Origin of the sequence: Flavobacterium sp. NPDC079362, from assembly GCF_050267765.1 — a bacterium.
GTDB classification, from domain to species: Bacteria; Bacteroidota; Bacteroidia; order Flavobacteriales; family Flavobacteriaceae; genus Flavobacterium; species Flavobacterium azizsancarii.
In genome coordinates this window covers 174,828-197,743 of sequence record NZ_JBNNFM010000001.1, presented here as the reverse complement: position 1 = coordinate 197,743, position 22,916 = coordinate 174,828, and the positions used below count along the sequence as shown (strand labels likewise).

Sequence of the window (22,916 nt, the reverse complement as noted above, 5' to 3'; positions counted from 1 at the left end):
TCTAAAAAAATGTTAATTGTGATAATTTAGTCCAAAATCGCAGCGATTCCAGGCAAAACTTTTCCTTCTAACATTTCAAGCATAGCCCCACCACCAGTGGATACATAACTCATTTTATCTTCGAATCCGAATTGTTTTACTGCAGCAACTGAATCTCCACCACCTACTAATGAAAAAGCTCCTTTTTCTGTAGCTTCAGCAATATAATCACCTAAAGCAATTGTTCCTTTAGAGAATGATTCCATTTCGAAAACTCCTAATGGACCGTTCCACAAAATAGTTTTTGACTCTAAAATTACTTTTTTGAAGTTCTCTAAAGATTTAGGACCTGCATCAAGACCTTGCCATCCATCAGGAATTTCTCTTACATCTACTACTTTTGTATTTGCTGTGTTTGAGAAATCATCTGCAGCAATAACATCAACAGGAATATGAATCTGAACTCCTTTTTCTTTAGCTAGTCTTAAAATTTCAAGTGCTAATTCTTGTTTGTCATCTTCACAAATAGAATCACCAATTTTACCACCTTGTGCTTTAATGAATGTAAAAGTCATTCCGCCGCCAATGATCATGTGATCTACTTTGTCTAAGATATTTTCGATAACGGTGATTTTAGAAGATACTTTAGATCCTCCAAGAACTGCTGTTACCGGTTTTTCGCTATTTTTAAGTACTTTGTTTAAACTTTCTATTTCTTTTGCTAACAATGTTCCAAAACATTTTTCTGTTGGAAAGAATTGAGCAATAATAGTTGTTGAAGCGTGCGCTCTGTGTGCAGTTCCAAAAGCATCATTTACATAAATGTCTCCTAGTGATGCCAATTCTTTTGCAAAAGCAACATCTCCAGCTTCTTCTTCTGCGTGAAAACGTAAATTTTCAAGCAATAAAACTTCTCCTGGTTTTAAATCTTTGGCTGCAGCCTGAGCTACTTCTCCAACACAGTTTTCGGCAAACTTAACCTCAACTCCTAAAATTTCAGAAGCTGTTTTCAAAATATGTTTCAAAGAATATTTTTCTTCAACACCTTTTGGTCTTCCTAAATGCGACATCAAAATTACACTTCCGCCTTGTGCTAAAATAGCATCAATAGTTGGTTTTGCAGCTTCGATACGTGTAGCATCAGTTACATTAAAATTTTCATCCAGTGGTACATTAAAGTCAACACGGATAATTGCTTTTTTATTTTTAAAATCGAAATTGTTTAAAGTTTTCATTAGATAATTTTTTAGTTTTTTTGAAAGAAAAACAAAGATATAACTTTTAAAGTACTAATAAATTTGATAAATAATAAAAATAACCTACCTATAACAACGAAAACGATGTAAATGATAAAAAAAAACAAATTATATATTAAATACGCTTAAAAAGCTTAATTAATCACGAATCGGACTTTGTGTACAAGGACAGTTACTAATTGCCTGTAAGAAATCGAAACCTATTGTTATGGAGTGTGTTCCTGTGTTATAGTTTCCGAGCTGGTTGAACATTACCTGATAAGAATATCCAAAATAAAATTTAGATTTCATGAAACCTACCATTGGCCCTACTGATAAAGGCTTTGGGAACTGATCGTTTAGGAAACGATATGAAACTCCTACCCAATAATAGTCTTCGTAACGGTTGTAACGTCTGTATTTGAAGTTGAAATCGGTTGTAGAACGTCCGTCACTTGCAAAATACTGGTAGTAAACTGATGGTTCGTATTCGATGCGGCTGTTTTCTCCGTCCTTAAAAACATAACCGGTATACACTTGATAGTTCGAAAGCAGATTAGGCTCAACTCCTCTGTATTTATCGGTATTTTTCTTTAGTATATTATTGACATTCAAACTGGCATAAAATCCTTTGTTACGATACAAAAGACTGACATCGAAGTTGTTGTTTGCATTATAACGATTATCTGTTACGGAAGGATCTATAACGGGATGTTCTATTGTGGTATCAAACTCATTCGTGTTAATTCGGAAAGTATTAAAGTTATACGAAATTCCGAATGATAAATATTGCTTTGAATAATAATCTAAAATAATATGATGCGCGAAAGAGACTTTTGCTCCTGTTTGGCGTGTATAACCATTTCTGTCATTATAAAGTGAGATACCTACTCCGGAACGATCCAGAACTCTAAAATCTGCATAAAGCGATTGGTTATCCGGTGCATCTTTAATACCCACCCATTGTGTAAGACCGTTGGCTCTAATTCTAAGGTTATCTCCAATACCGGCAAAAGCGGGCGAAATAACAAAAGGATTGTCTGCTAAATATTGCGTAAAAACTGGTAGGTTTAACTCTTGGCTGTAACTTGTTGTTACAGCCATGAGTACTAAAGATAAAATAAACTTTTTCATTGTAATTAATTTTTTAGATAACATCATCAGGGGCTCTTATTTTGTTATCTGTATAAAGTGAAATGTCCTACAAACTCTCTGTCATCTTTCGGGTCATTCAATTTAAGAACATACCAGTAATCTCCTGAAGGTAAATCAGCACCATTGTATCTACCATCCCATTTTTGACCGTAGTGGTACTTAACAATTACACGACCGTATCTGTCAAAGATTGAGAACTCAAGGTTGTTGTAAATATTCGTACAACCAGGACCCCATGTGGTATTAGTAACACCGGCTGGAGTAAAGTAATTATCAAGACATACATCTATATAAACTGCAGGTACTGTTATTGTTGCAGTACATCCGTTTTTGTCTCTTACTACAACCACATAATCTCCAGATTTGTAGATTTTGTATCTGTTTGAAGAGGTAAACGGTTCTCCGTTGAAGCTGTATTCGTAAGCAGGAGCTCCACCACCGGCAGTAACTGAAATGATATTCATTTCTGGTTTTCCTCCAGACACTGCAAGTGTCAACGGATCGTATGCTTTGATGTCAAAACTAGCCGTTGGTATCTCACATCCGTTTGTATGTCTTGCTGTTATAGTATGTCTACCCGGTGCTACATTTGTAAAAATGTTACCTGGCTGATATGTTCCAGTTGCATCAAGTGAATAATCAATTTGCGTAAGATCTGTATTGCTATTATCAACTGTAACAGTTACCATGTTTGTTTGTCCATTGTTTACACAATCGTAATTTACCTCTACAGTTGGATTAAGAATAACTGGTAATGGCATGTTGATTTCTACCTCAGTACTACATCCACTGGCATCAATGATGTAAACAATATGTTTACCTCCTGATAATCCAGTATAATCTGCCTCTCCATCGACAGGAAGGAAAGGTCCTTTGTCATTATCAAGACTTGCTGTATAAGGAGCTGTTCCTCCCGTAATCTGAATAGCAAATGCACCATTTTTATCTCCCACGCATACTTCCGGAATCATAGAATTTGGAATTTCAGATCCTAAAAGCGGAGCTGGTTCTTTTACTTCTATGTCTTTAAGGAATACATAACATTCGTTTTCGTCCTGAACTAATACATCATAGAAACCAGGTTTCAGGTTTTCGAATACGTTTTTATCAAAGAACTGTCTAAATTCAGGTTCAATCGCATATTTATATTTTCCTACTCCGCCATTTGCGTTTACAGTAATTGTACCGTTATTATAACCGTTACAAGTTAAAGGAGTTGCTATAGCATCAGCCATTAATGAAGTATCCGGTTCTGTTAACTGGAACAATGTTGACACTGTACTACAATCTAAGCTTGTAATTTTTACGATATAATTTCCAATTGGCAATTCTGTAAACATACCTGGAATACCCTGTGCCGGAGCCGGAGTAATATCAATTCCTGCAGCATTTTGTAAAGTATAGACATAGTTTCCTAATCCTCCTTTTGCTGACACGGTGATAGAGCCTGTAGCACCACCTTTACATTTAATATCAATTTCGCTTGAGCGTTCGAATTCTAATTCAGGAACTGGTGAGAACGCACTAAAGTTCGACACATAACTACGACAATTATTAGCATCTTTTACAAAGTATTTGTATTCAGTTTTTGTAGTTGTTACGGGTAACGTAATATCTACAAAAGAGCTAAATGGTCCTGTATAATTACTTCCATCGGCACTATAATAGTATTGACCCGTTCCTCCAGTAGCTGTTAACCTAACAACCGGTACTTGTGTACAACTTTCGGTTCTTTGTATTGTTAAACTTGCTTTTACAATTTCTGGTTGATTAATTGTCACTTTATTAGAATCATTTGTACAATTCCAGGTGTCATTTGCGGTAACATAATATGTTCCTGCTTTTAGACCTGTAAACTCTTTTGCTCCTTGTGATTGCTCAACTGTAACACTTCCGTCAGTCAATACTCCGTGCAGCGTATAAGTATAGTTTCCTGAACCTCCGGTAACTGTATTAATTGTTACTACTCCATCTTCATTGTCGAAACAAGTAAGCATTAATGTAGCGCTAATTGTTATAGCAATTGGCATAGGATTATTTAAAACTACGGGTACAAAATCTTCACAACCACCAAAATCTTTAACATAAACCTGATAAGTTCCATTTGTTAAGCCTGTGAAATCAGGAGAAAGACCATACGGTTTAATAATATCCGTACCAGATCTTAATTCGTATACATAATCACTTGGCCATCCGCCTGTTGCTGTTACCGAAATCTTACCATCACCTAATAAACAAGTGATTTCAGAATGCTTTTCAGTAATGTCTAATGCAGCTGTTGGCTGATCTATTTTAAAGTTTTTCGAAACACTACAAAATGGTGTTCCTGTTAACGTAGCAGTAATTTTGTAAGTACCTGCAGTCAAATTAGAAATCTTAACCGGTCCTGCAGTAGGAGAATTTCCTCTTTGTACTTCAATTCCTGCAGCATCAAACACTTTATAGTCAAATGGTCCGGCTTCATCAGGATTAAGTGGTGTTGTTGTAACTAATCTATCGACAATAGTAACATTGGCACTACCATTATTACCCGCAAAACAGGTTACATTAACAATTTTATCAATAGTAAGATCGAATGTATTTGGATCATTTACGTAATGATAGGTCTTCACACCACATTTTGTATCTAAATTCGTTACCGTTACTAAATAATTCGCTACCGGCAAATCAATAAATTTACCGTCTGTACTAATTTTTTTAGGATATAAAATTCCCGTTGTACCATCAGTAGCATTTACATCAACTAAAGTATATTCTAAATTAGTTGGTGCTGTTGCTCCGGTATGACTCACAGAAACCTGAATTTCCTGCAAATTATTACATGTTATTGCTTTGGTTACATCGACCGTTATAAGATCTAAACCAATAAATGGTTTAATTTCTACTGTAGCCGGTGCTGTACCAATACATCCCTTACTATCATAAACATTAATAGTATAACTACCTCCAGCTAAATCATACTCTGTGTAAAACGGATCAGATCCTTTGTATACAGGCGTTGGAGTTCCTACTTTAATAAATTCAAAAGTTTTGTAATCATTTGAACCTCCTGTAATACCAGCAACATTTACCGTAATGGTAGCAAAATTAGTATCATTAGTACCTGCAGTACAACCAAACGGAACTACTGTTGGCACTGGTACAGTTATAATAGCCGGTGTACCAACAATAGTATTAGCCAAATCAAAACAACCTCGACCAGAGGTAACTGTAATAGTATAAGGACCAGCTGCTAAATCTTTAAAGACATTAGATTCCTGAGATGTAAGTCCTCCGTCGATACTATACATGTATTTTGGGTTATCGTTTACACCTGCAGATGGCGCAGTCATAGTTGCCGTTATTGTTCCGTCAGTAGATCCAAAACAAGTTACTGGTGTTGGAGTTAACGCAAATCCAGTAATTGGAGTAGCATTTTCTATAATCTCCGTAATCATTTTTTTACATCCTGTAACTCTGTCTCTAACATAAAATTTATAAGTATTAGGCAGCAATAAAGTGAACGTTGGTGATGGTCCGTAAGTAACATCATCCTTGCTATATTCATAGTCAGTACTTCCGCCTTGGGCTTCTACAGTAATTTCTCCATCAGGATTGTTACAAGTTGACACTTTCTTAGCTTTCACTTTAAGTGATAACTCCTCTAAAATTGTTACTTTGAACGGAACGTCATTTGTACATCCGTTTTTATCTCTTACCGTAACAAAATATTCTCCTGCTGCATCTACTGTAAATGTACCAGTTGGTTGAAAACCATTCCCAATACTATATTCAGCACCACCTGCAGTTGTTGCAGTAACTATGAAAGTATATGTTCCTGTTGAACTCGGACATTGACTGAATGCATTTACGGCAAGATCATAAGGACTTAAATCCTCTGCAATTGTAACATCTAATTTGATGGCACAATCATTTTTATCTTTAACCCATACATCCCATTCTGTACTGGTTGCAGGATCGAGTATTGCAACACTATCCGGACCGTATTTACCTAATGGTGATTCATTATCCTTAACGAATGCGTAACTGTTTCCTCCACTTCCTCCGAAAATAGAATTTAAATCGATCGAAACTCTTGAACCTGCATTAAAACAATTTTTATTAACATTTGTTACTGTAAATCCGGTTAATGCATCTGGCTCTGTAATAGTTACAGGATCAGTTGTAAAATCGCAACCAGGATAAGCTGTTTCTTTTACAAAAACAGTATAGGTTCCTGCTGGTAATAAATCAGGAAGTACAAATGAACTTGTTGTTGCACTGGTTCCTACTCCTGAAACCGGTGGAGTTAAAGAAACTCCTCCTTTAAGAATCTCATATGTATAAGGTCCTGCGTAATCAACAACATTAATTTCTATTTGTCCTGTTGCGTTTGTATTACAATCTACCATTGCAAAGGCAGTAGCAGCTACATTTATTTTGTTGAATACCGGAACTTCATAAGAAGTTGACATTAAACTACATGTTGTGTTATTGTCAAAAACTTCGAATTTATAAGTAGCGCCTTCTTTTAATGCATTATAAATAAATGTATTACCTGTAACAGTAACCAATCCCCCAGTAGTAACACCATTTTCGTAGGCCTGATAAGTAAACTGAAGTGGCGTATTTGTTCCTCCAGTAATGGTAACTTTCATTTCCTGCTTATTGTTTACACAATCCATTAAGTCACCGTAATCTGCAATAACAGAAATTAATTTAGGGAACGGATCAATTGTGATCTGATCACTAACAATACATCCTTTCGCATCTTTTACATAGTATGTAAGCGTTTTTGCAAATCCGTTATCGATAACTGTAAATGTATTTTCATCCTGCCAGCTTGTACCGTCTGTACTGTACTTGTAATCTTTAATATCCATTGGTATAGCGCCAGCACCTCCGCCCGGAGTAACAGTAACTATTTTGTCATTAAAAGTTGTATCAGTACATTTAAAGTCATCTTGGCTTAATGTTATTGTAACAGGTGTTGGTGCCAAAATCTCCGTTCTTTTCGTAATAGGACAAGTTTTTGCAGATGTAACCGTTACTTCATAAACACCAGCTGTTAATTCCGTGAATAACTTACCATTTTGAGTTTTTGAAGTTCCTAGTGGAGTTGGCGAAATTTTATTCAATGTATAAGTATACGGTATATCAGTATTTGTTGCTCCCATTGTAACAGTAATCGTTCCGTTATCCAGGATTCCTTGAGAACCAGCACAATTTGGTGCAGTATTCGCTAAACTAAAATCAGGATCTAATGGAATTACCAAATCAATTGTTACATCTTTAGTACAACCTGTCTTAATATCTGTAACAGTAACAGTATAATTTCCTGCTGCCTGATCGATGAACTCAGGATTATTTGCTTGAGATGGACTTGTTACTCCTGTTGTATTATTTACTAATGTATATTCAAAATTAGTAGCTGGTTTTCTAAATCCTCCTTTTACATCAACAGTAATAATTCCGTCTGCATTTCTACAAGTTGGTGGAGTTGTAAATGAACCTTCAATTTCTAATGGAGCATAAATATTAATATCTATAACTGTATTACCACAACCATTAGCATCCTTAACGCTTACAGTGTGCTCTCCTGAAGATACATTAGGAATTGTAAATGTTTTTGCAGACTGAGGTTCAAATTCACCACCGTCTAAACTATAACTATGAGTTCCAATACCTGTAGTTGTTAAAGTCACTAAGATACCATATTTACCTTCTGCTGTATTACATTGATCAACTAGAACCGCTGTAATTACCGGTTCCGGATCTTTATCAACTGTAACTGGTTTAACAGCTATACATCCGTATGCATCACGTACGTATACTAAATAGTTTCCTGCTTCAACATTGAAAACACTTGGTTTATGAGAAGCAAGATCAAAAGATGCTGCCGTAGGACGCATATCTAATACATCCTCTCCTATTGCACCTTCATCAATTTTAATTTGATAAAGATAAGGAATGGCAGGTTTAGGATTTATTGGATCCGGATCTGCTTCTAATGTTGTTCCGCCTTGAGCAAATGCCTCTATTTTACCTGCTTTTGTGTTACAATAATTAGCATTATTAGGTGAATTTACATCTAAAGTTAATGGTGTAACCGAACCAGTAATGGTGAATGGAATAGAAGCAATACTACAGCCTTTTAAAACTGGAGTCGTAGTCCTATCTTTTATTTCAGTTATTACAATAATATATTTACCGAATGGAAGTGCTCCAAAATTAGTGATGTCTAAAGTTGAAACCGGTACTGTAGCAGCCGGCACAATACCCGGTTGAGCAGGTCCCATTGGTTGCAATGTTAGCTCATTAAAAATTTGATAATCTACATCTGTAGCTACTGTATATTCACTTGAAATTTTGAATGATACATTTCCATCCGCTGTAGGAGGTGTTGTAAAACAAGTAATATTGTGAGCTTCTACATCTCCTTCAACTTTAAGTTTAGAATTTGTCGGAATTTTGTCTTCTGAAGTTTCAAAATAGTAACAACCAGTACCTGTACCACCATGTGCAGGATCACTATCATAAACTATAAAAGTATATTTTACTCCTGGTGTCAAATTAGTAAATGTTGCTTTTTTATCTCCTGGTGCTCCTGCAATTCCTGGATTGTCTTCTGGCAACCATGCAAAAGAACCAACTGCATCAGGATAATTCGGAACACTTCCATCATAAATAGCGAAGTAAAATGGTCCATTTCCTACAATACGAGTAGGATTAAGAGGATCTGAACCAACAGCAACAACTGCCTTACCTCCTGTTGAACAATCTACTGATGGGTCTGATACTGTTATATCTAAATCATCCGGAGGAGAAGCAACTAAAATGTCTTTTATAATTTTAGAACACCCGTTTGCATCAGTAATTATAATTTCATAATAACCAAAATTAACTATTTCAAAAAATTGTGTTGAACCATCTTTATTATCAAACTTTTGATCATAATTGATTCCTTTTACATTATAAGTGTAATTTTTTGTTCCTCCGTCTACAGTGTTAATAATAATTCTTCCTAATGAAACACCGTTTGCAACACAAGTTATAGGTACTACTTTATAATCTACAACAATTGGATCTGGCTGTTTAATGATGATTTCCGTTTTCTCATCAAAACAACCTTTAGCATCTGTTACTCTAACAGTATAATTTCCTGCCGGTAGTCCAGTAGTCTGTGTCCCATAAGATGTTACAGGTGTAGTACTAGTATTAATAACACTAGTTACGTAAGGTCCTTCTCCAAAATCAGTATCAATTGTCACTGTTATAGAACCAGATGCCTGACCGTTACAGAAAATAGTTGAATTAGGCGTAGCTGTAAACTGAGGATTTGTTTTTGGCTGAACTGTTCTTGTAGCAGTAGTTGTACATCCTTTTGAATCTGTAAATGTAAATACATATACTGTAGCTGTAGTTTTTCCAGCTGGAATACCACTTCCGTCTGTGTAAGTAAATGTTCCATCTGCAGCAGTAATAGTATGTGTCGTTGCCGGAGACTCAGGAGTTCCGTCAATAGATACTGCATAAGTGTACCCTGGAGTTCCTCCAGAAACTTTACCAGTAATTACAACATCTAGTGTGTTACATTTAGGACCAGCAAATAAATTGGTATTTGCCGTTAATTCTGTAGTAACTGTTTGTTCTGCTAAATCTATATAACATCCTGTAGATGTGTCAGTAACTCTAATTTTATATTTACCCGGAGCTAATCCTGTAAATGTTCCATTATTTTGAGGTGTTAAACCATTTATACTGTATACATAATTATCATGTGTATCTGGAGTAACATAAATAGCAGCTTTAGCGGCATCTTTATAACATAAATTTGTTGAAGCAGTTATACTTGCAGTAATTGCAACGATTCCTCCAATTGTGAATGTTCCTGTTTCCTCACAACCTTTTAAATCTTTAACTGCATAATTGTAAAGACCATCTTCTAAATTAGCAAAATAGTTATCGTTTTCCTGAACAATTTTTGCACCTAAAGGTGTTGTTACTGTATATGTATAATTAGTATTCCAACCTCCGGTTACCTTAATAGTCGCTGTTCCTAATTCAGCACAAGTTTTTGGAGTAACTGTAGCAGGAGTCAAAACTAATGGATCTAATGGGCCAGCAACTAGCTGGTCTTTTGAAACTTTACAATTTGTAGTTCCATTTGTTACTTCAATCGAGTGGTTACCTGTATTTAAATTTGAAACAGTAATATCAAAAGTAGTTCCTGTTGGACCTGTTGTTCCAGTTAGAATATTTGTTGCGTCACCATCAATTATGTATGAATAAGGAGTCTCATTACCAAAACCTCCAATTGTAAATGTAACTTTACCGTCAGAATCTTCCTTACAGATTACAGTATTATCAACTGTACTATTAATAGAAATCTCCGGTAGTTTATCAATAGTATACTCTACTTTTTTCGTACAATTGTTTTCGTCTTTTACTTCAAAAGTATATGTACCCGGGGCAAGATCCGTAAATTTTGTTGATCCCGGATATAATGTTTGTGAGGCAGTTGGCAACACAATACGATATTGTAAAGCACCTTTCCCTCCAGTTACACTTTCAATCGTTACATCAACTTTATTTGATGGACATTTCAATGCCGTATTAGAAAAAATCATGGCGGTTGGAGGCGTTAAAGCCTCTATAATTCCTGCTGAAACTGTTAAAGGACATCCTTTACCATCTGTAATATCTACAGTATAAGTTCCCGGAACCGTTAAATCTATAAATTTACCATCAGTATTTGATGCTACTGTAGTTGTTCCTCTTTTTAATACATAAGTATATGAACCATTTCCATCAGTGGCAGTGGCAGTAATTACTGCTTTTGTATCGCAAGTATATTTTGGTGACATAACAGCAGAACCCGCTAAAGCAACTGGAGCTGCAATTGTTACGTCTAATTTACCGATACAGCCTTTGCTGTCTTTTACATAGAAAGTATGAAGCCCTTCAGCTAATCCAGAGAAAATACCTGTAGTGTTTGTAAATGTTGTACCATCATCACTGAATTTATATCCTCCTGAACCCTTTTCTCCTGTTAATACAACAGCTCCGTCAGTCTTACCTTTACAAGAAACATTGGTTTTACTTGTCTCTTTTAATGTAGGATCTGTAATAGGATCTATTTTGACTTTTAATGTTTTAGTACATCCTTGTTTATCTTTAATCTCAAATTCATAATCACCTGAAACACTAGTTGTGTAAGTAAATGATCTTCCTGTATCTGCCGGAGACGGGCCATCCAATGTTCCTCCAGCCGGGCCTGAAACTTTCGTAATTGTAAACGGAAGATATCCGCCTGTTATAGTACCTGTTATTATGGCATCTTTTGTTGTTGGTGAAGAACAGTCTAGTGCCTTAATAGAAGGTGTTACTTTTAATTCTGGTTCAATTGTAATAGAAATTTCAAGTGACGAACATCCATTATCATCTGTTACAATAATTTTATGAAGTCCTACCTCAACATTTTTGAAAATATTAGATTTCTGTCCTGTTCCTTTATCCAAACTATAACTGAATGTACCTGTTCCTCCACTTGCTTTTACTACTAATGTTGCTTTATCAACTGTGTCATAACAATAATCTGTAGCAATATCCAGTTCAGCAGTTAAATCCGGAGATTTATCTACTTTTATTTCCTCTCCGTCCGGGCTAACACAATCTTTATTGTCTTTTACAAATACAAAATAATCGCCTGGCGCAACATCTAAGAATTCTCCACTTTTCTGGAAAATTCTGTAAACACCTCCTGCAACATATCTTAATTCATATTCGTATGTACCTGATCCGCCTTTAGCGCTAGCTGTAATAGTAGCACCTACAGAACATTTTGCAGGAGTTGTTAAAACTGCTGCTGCAATTATTACTTCTGGTGCCTTAATATTTGGCGAAGATGTTTTAACACAAACTGATCCTTCAGCAGTATCATCATAACGCATTCTGACATCATATGTACCTGCACTAAATCCTTTTACTATTAATGGAGATATGGTTGTTTTTGTCCATTTTAAACCACCATCAGTAGAATACTCATAACCATTGGTAGTATTAAAATTTGAAGCTGTAATAGTAACTTCGCCATCAGCCGCTCCTGTAGCGCATGTTACATCCTTATTTGTTGCTGCAGATGCAGTAAAACCTTTTCCTGTGGGTACTGTAAAAGGAATATCTACGGTTGTTTTACAACTTTTTGGTAATTGATACACTCTAATATCATCAATTGCAACGTCGTTACCACTTGTTTCTTTTAAATTAGAACGAACAATAAATCGTAAAGTTGTATTATTTCCCGGATCAAGCGTGATTGCCGTTTTAGGGTATTTTTCCCATTTTTCAGATTTCGGAATTCTTCCTGAAGGAAAAGATGAAATTTCATTTCCGTTCATATCCATCAATCCAACTATTAAATCCGGATCTGCCTGACCGTTGTCCTTATTTAATAAATTAAATGCAAAATACTCGACATTGATAGGCTGATTCGGGATAATATCCTTTATTGTTTTCTCGTACAAAATAGCTGTTACTGGTATTTGGTCTCCAATATTCACTACTAAACATCTTCCCTTTTCTTTTGCAGGTACCGGAGGGGGAGTATGGTCACCAGGTTGCAACCAAGGCCCAAATGGCTGAACAATTCTTGCTGTAACAGAATAATCGCCATCGTTGATTTCTATACTTCCTCTACATTTCGTTGCATCAACCTGTCTTTCGAAGCAATAGTAATCTTTATTAATACCAGGAGATTCAACGTCACCACCATATCCAAAATCTTCCATCAGTAAATTACTGAAAGTAGGAACGGTAACTAATTTATATTCTACACGAACCGAATGATCTCCAGATGCTACATTTGGAAATACGTTTGGCGGATTATTAGTATTAGCAACTTTACTATTATCTAAATAATAATTATACTCAAAATTTCCATTTCCAGGATTCTTTACTGTAACAGTACTTGTAGCACTTCCGTCACAATTAAAATTAACAGGTGTTTTTACTTCAATCTCAGGTTTTACCGGTGGCAGTTCTATTGTAATACCAGACATTGAATATATACATCCATTATCATCTTTTATATATACAGTGTATGTTCCGGGATCTTTATAAGCGTCATTTGTTTTAACCCAGGTTTTCTGATCATCAAAACTATAAGTATACGGTTCTACCCCTCCTTGCGGATTTGTAATACGAATCTTTCCTTCGCCTGCTGCTCCACAACCTGCTAATTCAGAAACTCCGGCAGAAGCAGTTAATTCAGTTGTAGGTTCACTAATTGTAACTTTTACAGCTGGATCTACACATTCAACTTTATCATAAGTATATTTTACAATTACATTATAATCTCCGGCAGCTAAATTTGAAATTGGTGAAATAGTATTAAAGTTAGTACCATCAATACTATACGAAACATCATAGCCAGAATCTGCAGGGGTTACCTCAAATTCTAATTGACCCGTTTTATAACCATAACATTTAATATTAACCGGAGTAATTTTTACAACAGGTTTTGGGGCCATAATCATTGTTACCGGGAGCAACATAACTGAACATCCTTTAGCATCGACAACTTCAATATTGAAGATGCCATCCGCAGGTAATGTTTCTGGTGTAACCACTATTTTAGGATCTGTAACATAATTAGCATTACCATTTATGTAATACATATAATAAGCTGGTGGTCCCGGTCTCGGAGTTCCTCCTTTTACAGTCACTTGAATTTCTCCATTACCACATGCTGAAAGTGTTTTAGTCACTTTTGCTTCAGCTGTAAGACGATAATCAAGAACTTCTATTTCTTTAATTACATTACAGCCATTTTTGGCAGTAGACATAATTACCTCGTACATAAAACCTGGTTCAACACCTTTAAATGTGACAAAATTATCTGTTATAAATCCAGTATTTTGAATTTCAGCTGTCGTTCCTTTTTTTCTAAGAATAAATTTATAATTACCCGGAACATTCGCAATACTAGCAGTTATAGTTCCTAAATCTCCCGTACAAATTGGGTTAGTTTCTTTAAGGTCTGTCTTAAATTCAAGCTCTTCAACATTCACATCTACATAAAACGGACATTTTGAAATTTGACCGTCTATTAATACTGTCTGTCTAATTTGAACTTTATAACTTCCTTTAGGAACATCATTGAAGGTACTTTCGGGTTGATAATCAACTCCATTAAGACTATAAAGATATCCTGAATTTTGAGGCGGATTGGTTACTGTAATACTCCCTTTAGTACCACAAATTATATCTTGCTTTTCGGCTATAGGATCGAGGTTGTTTTGGTAAACATTAAAATAATGAGTAACAAAACAAGTGTTGCCATAATTTACAACCACTCTGAAAACACCCTCTCTGTCAGCAATAAATTTAGTATTATTTTCTACAACTGTGGTCCAATTTTTTGCTCCCTCAAAAGGACAGTTTTCTGGATTAGGCTCTTCTTTTGATGGCACATCTTTTGTTTCCTGCCATGTTACTTTTGTTGCTCCCGTAATTCCTGTATCAATTTCTCTCTTGTCATTAAGACCACATAAGAAGATTTTAGGAAACGGTTTTTTATCCCTGACACAAGCGAAAGCTTCTCCTGTCTCCGGATCAATATTGTCTCCTTTAATAGGATTTTTGATTGTTGCAGCAAGATAATCTGTTACATTAAATGTTTGTTGGATAGGCTCACAATTTTCTGCGCCACTATTGTTAACAGTATATTTTCCAGGTTTGGTAATTGTAACGATTCTATTGTTACCACCAAAAATAAGTCCGTTTGGATCTCTCCATACATAAGTATTATAACCCAAAGCAGCTGTTAAAGTTGTGGTTCCACAAAGAGAAACATCTCTACTGAACAAACATTTATCAATACCTACTAAAAAGTTTGTTGCTGTTGGTTCTCCAACATTACATGCTGAAATCGTAGAATAACTTCCTTCTCCAAATCCGTCTGTAGAGGTGTTTTTTACACCATAATATTTAGAATATGCTGTGTTTTCAATTTTGTTTGCACAGGCGTCAATCAATTCATTACAATCATCGACCACTTTTACTTTAAATTTAATAGTGTAAGGATCCAGAGGTCCATTTGTTACAACCAATGCATCAGGTATTGTAAACACAAGTTTTCTTGCAGCTTCGTCATAAGTTGCAGTAATTCTGGAATCCATCGTCATACTGCTAAGACCACCAAAAATTACATTTTTAGGAAGGATGTCTGTAATGGTAAAGTTTTTAGCACTATCATTTCCTTCGTTCTTAAACTTAATTTCGTATTGAAGCTCCTGACTTAAAGTTACTGGCTGTCCATTAATATTTTTGCCATCCTTGTCCAGTACATTTTTTCTCAGTACTATTTTTGGAGCAATAATTTCTACTGACAACGCATTAAAAAACATGTAATAAGAATCTGACGAAGTACTTATTCTAAGTGTAGCATTTGTCTCATCATTTTGTATAATCTTATTATCCTTGTTGTCTACCTTTACAACACCTGCATCATAACCCAGTGTGTTTATGCTGGAAGGAACCCGTCCGCCAAGAATAACATCTCCATCTGTGATACTACTATTAAAAAAATTAGGTATTGTTTTAGGGCGCTTGCCACCAGTAACCTCAATTGGTCGCGTTAGTGAAGATATTGCACCCCAATCAGAAGATTTTGCGCCTTTAATTTCAAGACCATCTCCTTTTAATCTATTATCTCCCTCCAACGCGCTAAATGCTAATTTTACATTTACATCTCCAAAAGGATTGGTTCTAAAACCAGAAATAGGAATATCTAATGGACCATCAGTAGCCCTAATAATACTAAAACCATCAAAACTGGTAATGTATTTGTTTGGAAGCAAGGGGTCTTTGTAAATAATAAAAATACTCCATCCTGCAGAGTTACCTCCTCTTCCATTATCTAACTTTCCTTCAGAGCATATTACGTCAGCTATAGTATAAACTCCTTGTTTAGCAGTCTTAACTTCGTCTGTAATTTCAACATAACAAGCATATGGTTTAGAAACATATGCATTATCTACACCGGCAGCACCTTCATCCCACATTAAATCACCGGTAAGCTCTTTATATTTTGCTCCTGCTTCTGGTGTTTTTAATTTAACCTTGTTGATGTTTTTTCTGTCAGTACCTTGATAAGTTCCTCCCCAATACAAAGCTGCATAAACAATCTCGTAACAAGTTTCACTCGCTTTTGGAATTGTTAATGTTGCTGAACTGGAATTTTTAGTTGTGTTATCAGTATCGATATCAATATATTTCATATTGAATTCATCGTTTACATAACTGTCATCCCCAATGTCATTATACGGATCTTTAGGAACTTTAGTTGAAGTTTCCCTATTTAGTATATTGTTACCAATAACCAGAATATCTCCATTTAAACTAGTTGCCTTTCTCGGAGTAAACCCCTTTCGTAACTGGGCATGAGAAGAAATACTAAGCAATATAAATACAGCTGCAATAAATACTTTAAAAATAGTAGGTTTTTTCATAATCTTTTTTGTTTACTTACATCTTATTTACTAAGGGGCGTTAGTGAATAAAACAATTAGTATTCTATAACATTTATTATAAGATCCTTCTTAAAAAAGAAAGATCGGCTTTACTCTTAATTTTTATTAATTCTCGACTTTTACGATCGCCATTTTCCCGTTGTATGGCTTGGTTCCTTTTGCTTCTAATGCCTTAGTTGCTTCTGGTAAACCTTCGAATTTCTCGTAATAGATGTAATACTTACTTGTTGTTACGTTGTAAAAGAAATTAACATCTGTTCGTCCTGCAGCAACTGCTTTAGTCAGGAACTGATCGCGTTTTTCGACACTGTTGTGAACAGCAATAATTAGATAATAACCATTATCAGAGTTTTTAATATTCTTGATAATCTGCATATTCGATTGGTCTTCACCAAAATCAAAATCGCTTGCTGTTAATGGTGTACTACTAATTTTAGTCGTTTCTTTTATACGTTTAAGAGCTGCAACGTCCTGCGCATATCTTCCCTGATCATTTTCATAAGCTGCACGTTTGATTCTACGTTTTTTCTCAATTTCAGTTTCTGCTTTAATTCGTTCTAAATTCGAAAGTAAAACAGCACTATCCTGCTCCATTTTTAATTGTGCCGCTTTTAATTGATTGATCTTATCCAGATATGCTTTATTTAAAGCGTCATTTTTATTCGGGAATTTCTTAAGTCTTTCGTTATATAAATTAGTCAACTTAGCGATTTCCTCTTTTTGCATTCTATTTGCATCAGCAAGTTGTGCTTTTAAAGCTTCTAGCTGACTATTTTCTGCTGCAACGCTTTTGAAAGGTTTAGGCTCTTTATAAATTCCTTTTTCACTTAAATCATTCTCTTCTCTTAAGTCATTCAAATCTCTTTGTTTATTGGCCACGGTTGTATTAAACTGTGATAATAAATCTTTTTGATTTTTAGTCGAACTTTCAATAGACAGTGTTAAATCTTCTATCGCTTTAGCAGTATCGTCTTTTGGTGATGAAGCTGCTTTTGCAAGTGCATCTGCGGCTAATTTAGCTTGTAGCGCTTCAGCATCGGCTTTAGCTTTGGCATCACCAAGCAGTTTCGCTTCACGTGCCTCTTCTGCTAATCGCAATTGTCTTATTTCTTCTTCAGCTTTTAGTTTTTCGGTAGCTTCTGCATCGGCTTTTGCTCTTTGGTCTGCCAGTAATTTGGACTGAGCTGCCTGCATATCTGCTTTGGCTTTTGCATCAGCATCTAATTTAGCTTGTGCTTCTGCATCTGCTTTCGCTTTTGCATCGGCAGCTAATTTTGTCTGAAGTGCCTGAGCATCGGCTTTGGCTTTTTTATCAGCATCTAATTTAGCTTGTGCTTCTGCATCGGCTTTCGCTTTTGCATCGGCAGCTAATTTTGCCTGAAGTGCCTGAGCATCGGCTTTTGCTTTTGCATCAACAGCTAATTTTGCTTGCAATGCTTCTGCATCAGCTTTTGCTTTCGCATCAGAAGCTAGTTTTGCTTGTAATACTTGAGCATCAGTTTTGGCTTTTGCATCTGCGGCTAATTTTGCTTGCAATGCTTCTGCATCCGCTTTTGCTTTTGCATCTGCAGCTAATTTTACTTGTAAAGCCTGAGCATCCGCTTTTGCTTTTGCATCTGCGGCTAATTTTGCTTGTAAAGCTTCAGCATCGGCTTTCGCTTTGTTATCAGCAGCTAGTTTAGCTAAACGTGCCTCCTCCGCTTCTTGCAATTGTTTCGCTTCAGCATCGGCCTTTGCTTTTGCAGTTGCTTCCGCATCTGCTTTAACCCTTGCGTCTGCAATTAGTTTTGCTTGTAGAGCTTCCATATCCGCTTTAGCTTTTGCGTCTGCGGCTAGTTTTGCCTGCAAGGCTTCTGCATCAGCTTTAGCTTTGGCGTCGGCAGCTAACCTTGCCTGCAATGCTTCAGCATCGACTTTCGCTTTTGCATCTGCAACGAGTTTTGCCTGTAAAGCTTCTGCATCTGCCTTCGCTTTTGCATCAGCAGCTAATTTTGCTCTAGCAGCAGCTTCAGCATCGGCTTTCGCTTTTGTATCCGCAGCTATTCTTGCTTCTCTTGCTTCAGCATCGGCCTTAGCTTTTGCATCTGCAGCTAATTTTTCTTTTAAGGCAGCATCTTCAGCAGCTTTTGCTTTGGCATCTGCAGCTAATTTTGCTTTTGCAGCAGCATCTATACTGGCTTTAGTTTTTGCAGCAGCAGCAGCAGCAGCTTTAGCTTCGGCAGCTAATCTCGCCTGATAAGCATCTGAATCTGCTTTGGCTTTTGCATCAGCGGCTAAAATCGATTGTAAATCTGCGGCTTCTGCTTTCGCTTTCGCATCTGCTTTACGTTTTGCTTCTGCAGCGTCGGCTTTGGCTTTAGCATCGGCAGCTAATTTTATTTTTAATGCTTCAGCATCAGCGTTCGCTTTATTATCTGCTTCTAATTTTGCTTTAGCAGCAGCTTCGGCATCGGCTTTGGCTTTGGCATCTGCGGCTAGCTTAATTTTCAATGCTTCGGCGTCAGCTTTCGCTTTGTCAGCTGCTAACTCAGCTTGTGTTTTTTGTGGTACTGCAACTGATGTAGTTTTAGCTTTTGCTGCTGCCGCGGCATCAGCTTTAGCTTTATCAGCGGCTAATTTAGTTCTCAATGCTTCAGCATCAGCTTTTGCCTTATCAGCCGCCAATTGTGCCTGAGTTTTTTGAGTTACAACGGCTGGTTTATTTGCAGCAGCGGCTTGCATTCTTGCAGCGGCTGCGGCATCTACTCTTGCTTTATTATCTGCAGCCAATTTTATTCTGCGTGCCTCTGCATCAGCTCTCGCTTTATCTGCAGTCAATTGCGCTTGTGTTTTTTGTTCTGTAGCAACTGCTCTGTTTGTCGTTGCTGTTTGTGCTCTCGTTGCATCAGCCTTGGCTTTTGCATCTGCAGCCAGTTTTATTTTTAAGGCTTCGGCATCTGCTTTGGCTTTATTATCTGCTAATAGTTTTGCTTTTGCAGCAGCTTCAGCATCAGCCTTCACTTTTTCTGCAGCGGCCAGTCTTATTTTAATTGCTTCGGCATCTGCTTTAGCTTTAGCTTCAGCAGCAAGTCTTGCAGTTTCTGTGCCGCTTACTCTTGTTACTGGTGCACTTTTTGGTTTAGCCATTACTGCTTTTGGCTTCGCTGGATCTATCAAAGAACCTTCTTCATCATCACCGTAATAATAATTTTTGCTTTTGAATCTATATGCAATTGTAAATTCGTGAGAACCTCCCATATTAGTAAAGTTGCCCATTCCTCTTTCATAGTTATATTCGATAGCTATACTTGGTGAGATATTAATACCTAAACCTGCAGAAACTCCATATAATGTATTATAACCTGCCTGTGCCCAAACTCCTTGCGGAATAGCAATCATGGCAAGTCCTGAAATAACGGTTTTGTCCTGTTTGATTTCTGTCTTTACAATTCCTGAAAATTTACTTCTGTCAAAAAAACCATAGCTATCAAGGTATCCTGTGTACATAGCATGCAATTCGATGGCTCTTTCAGGATCTTCTTTTACAATTCCGGATCCGAAATTGTAAAGAATTAAGTTGTTTACAGAAACTCCAAAATCAAGAAATGCTGTTCCGTAGTTAATACCAGGATTAACCGTTAATAAAGTGTGTGAAGGATAATCGCCATTTAATAGATTTGCATCATCAGATATAATTTTTCCTTTGTTTAAACCACTTTGGTAAATACCAACGTTCATACCAAAGGTCAAATTACTGTCTTGTTCTAAAACGATATTATGAGCAAAATTTCCTATTCCGCCAAAAACGGTCATTACACCATAATTCTGTTGAAACAGACCAAAGGCAAACGCTTCATTTTCTCTAAAACGACTTGAATAATTGGCTAAATAAGTATTGGGTGCATTCTCAAATTGTACCCATTGTCTTTTATTATAAAAGCTAGCGTAAGGATTTGTTTCGCGAACAAAACTAAACGTAGGATTAATTAAATATCTATTGAACTTTAAAGAATTTCTTATAGGTAATGAAAACGAAACAACTCCATCCTCAGCTGTCTGTGAATAGAGTGTATTTGAAAAACCGTAAAATAAAGTGATGAATAGTAAAATTTTCTTCATATTATCGTATCACAGTTATTGATCCTTTTTTCTCACCTGCGTCGCCTTTAATGACATAGTAATATACCGGATTTACATTTTTAAAATTTATTGAAGTTTGAGGCCAGTCTCCCTGATAATTATTAACATCAAGGACCATATCGCCATTCGAACTTATAATCATAACCTTGGTATTTGCATTTTTGTATTCATCCGGGATATTCCAATACGGACTGGCACCGCTCAGACTAATTATGTTTGGAATAACTGAAGACGGGCCTGCTTTTCCTTTAGCCTGAAAAATAAATTCTTTAGAAGAAATACAACCCGAAGATTGTGAAATTTTTACTTTATAAGTACCAATAGCTGCAACTAAATAAGAATCTGTTGTTGCGCCTGAAATAAGATTATTGTTTAAATACCACTCATAAGTTGGATTTGCAGCATCTGTTGTAACAGTAACGTTTAAAGTTTCTCCTTCATCAAGTTGAAACTCATCTGCTACATCTATACTAGCAGTAAAACCATTGCTTTTAAGATCAATTGATCCTGTTGCTTTACAACCGCCAAAATCGACATCAACGGAATACACTCCTGATTCGTTTGTAGAATAAGTACGATTAGTGGCACCTGTAATTACAGTTCCATCTTTCTTCCAAACGTAACTATTTCCAGAAGTTGCTGTCAAAACAGTACCATTGACACTTGAACAAAATGGATTTCCTAAACTTGAATTGATTGTCACTGCTGACCCGGAGGCTGCTGATGTCACAGTTACACGATTTGAATAGGACTCAGAAGTACAGGTACCGTAATTAGTTTCTACATAATAAATTCCTGGAGAAGTTACAGTATAACTTGGTCCTGAAGCTCCTGCAACAAGAGTGGGAAGTGTAGTTGTACCATTATCTCTGTACCAGTTATAGTTTAGAAATTTATATTTTAATGGTGAATCAGGATTTTTAATTTCATCATCTATAGTCAACACATAACTGCCACCTGTACAAAATGCGGCACTACCACTAAAATTATTTATAGTATATTGTCTGTCATGTGCTCTATAATAAATTGGAAAAGAATTCTTAAATCCAAAAGAAACAAACTTACTACTTGAAAAACCTGTAGTAGAAACTCTAAGACTATAAGTATCAGATCCCGGAAGATCAGTAGGAACTGAAAAAAGTATTCTCTTTTGGTTAGTTGCAGGATCTGCTACTGAAATTGTTTTTGCAGTAATTATATCTACAAAATTGTTAGTCGAAAGCTCAACCACAAAAACTGTTTCAACAGGAAATCCGGCGTAAGTAAATGTTGCATTATATTCGTTACCAGCAGGTCCTGCACAGATTCTGTCAAAATCCAAAACCTGTGGATTTATCGATTTGACCTGTGCATACGTACTTGATTTAGCAAAGAATAAAATGCTAAATAAAATAATAATAAATGTGGTATTTTTTGGGGTAATTTTTTGAATCATATAGTGCGTTTTCGGGCCAGATCTATATTCTCAAAAAACAAAATGTCGATAAACGTTTCAGAAAAATCATATCTATAGTTTTCAATTATATCTTTTGCAAGAAGTGAATATGAAGCCGCTATAGAATTATTTTCTTCACAGTTTGAAGTTACCCGATCATTCTCTCCAGTTGCAATAGGAAGGCTATCCTTGGGGTTGGACAGCCTTGCTAGAAACTGATTAGAATTCTCTAATTTGCTAATAATACTACTATTATCAGCTGTGCCATTCTTTTGGTTATTTGACGCCGTCATACCACAAATAGTGCTAATAGAAACTGTAGGCTTTTCTATTGAACTTTGTGCATATAGACTTAACGCAATAGGTGAAACCAAAAATATAATATTTAAAAAATATTTTTTCGTTGATTGAGCCATTATGTCTTGATCTTTATTTGGTCCGGTTTAAGACGAATACATAAATTGTGTCTGGGGACTTTAT

The 22,916-nt window shown here is 36.0% G+C and carries 6 protein-coding genes; all 6 read right to left on the bottom strand.

The window, feature by feature from the left end; translation table 11 throughout:
- Positions 1-26 precede the first annotated feature (26 nt).
- The 6 genes from ACQKCJ_RS00805 to ACQKCJ_RS00780 all read right to left on the bottom strand — a co-directional run bounded on the left by ACQKCJ_RS00805 (position 27) and on the right by ACQKCJ_RS00780 (position 22,852).
- Positions 27-1,214, bottom strand: a complete 1,188-nt coding sequence (locus tag ACQKCJ_RS00805) for a phosphoglycerate kinase (RefSeq protein ID WP_427401153.1) — start codon at positions 1,212-1,214, stop codon at positions 27-29.
- Positions 1,215-1,373: 159 nt separating this feature from the next.
- The gene (locus tag ACQKCJ_RS00800) at positions 1,374-2,348 is read right to left on the bottom strand and encodes a PorP/SprF family type IX secretion system membrane protein (protein WP_271336713.1); all 975 of its coding nucleotides are present in this window, start codon (positions 2,346-2,348) and stop codon (positions 1,374-1,376) included.
- Positions 2,349-2,392: 44 nt separating this feature from the next.
- On the bottom strand, positions 2,393-16,861 hold the full coding sequence (locus ACQKCJ_RS00795) for a T9SS type B sorting domain-containing protein (RefSeq protein ID WP_427401152.1): 14,469 nt from the start codon (positions 16,859-16,861) through the stop codon (positions 2,393-2,395).
- A 126-nt stretch (positions 16,862-16,987) separates the two neighbouring features.
- Entirely contained in the window at positions 16,988-20,980 is a 3,993-nt protein-coding gene (locus ACQKCJ_RS00790; RefSeq protein ID WP_427401151.1) for a PorP/SprF family type IX secretion system membrane protein, read from the bottom strand.
- 1 nt (position 20,981) lies between these two features.
- Positions 20,982-22,436 (bottom strand): gliding motility protein SprC, encoded by a 1,455-nt coding sequence (gene sprC, locus ACQKCJ_RS00785; protein ID WP_427401150.1) that lies wholly within the window; start codon positions 22,434-22,436, stop codon positions 20,982-20,984.
- Complete coding sequence (locus ACQKCJ_RS00780) at positions 22,433-22,852, bottom strand: hypothetical protein (RefSeq protein WP_427401149.1); 420 nt, start codon at positions 22,850-22,852, stop codon at positions 22,433-22,435. Before ACQKCJ_RS00780 ends, sprC begins: the two co-directional genes overlap by 4 nt.
- Positions 22,853-22,916: the final 64 nt, after the last annotated feature.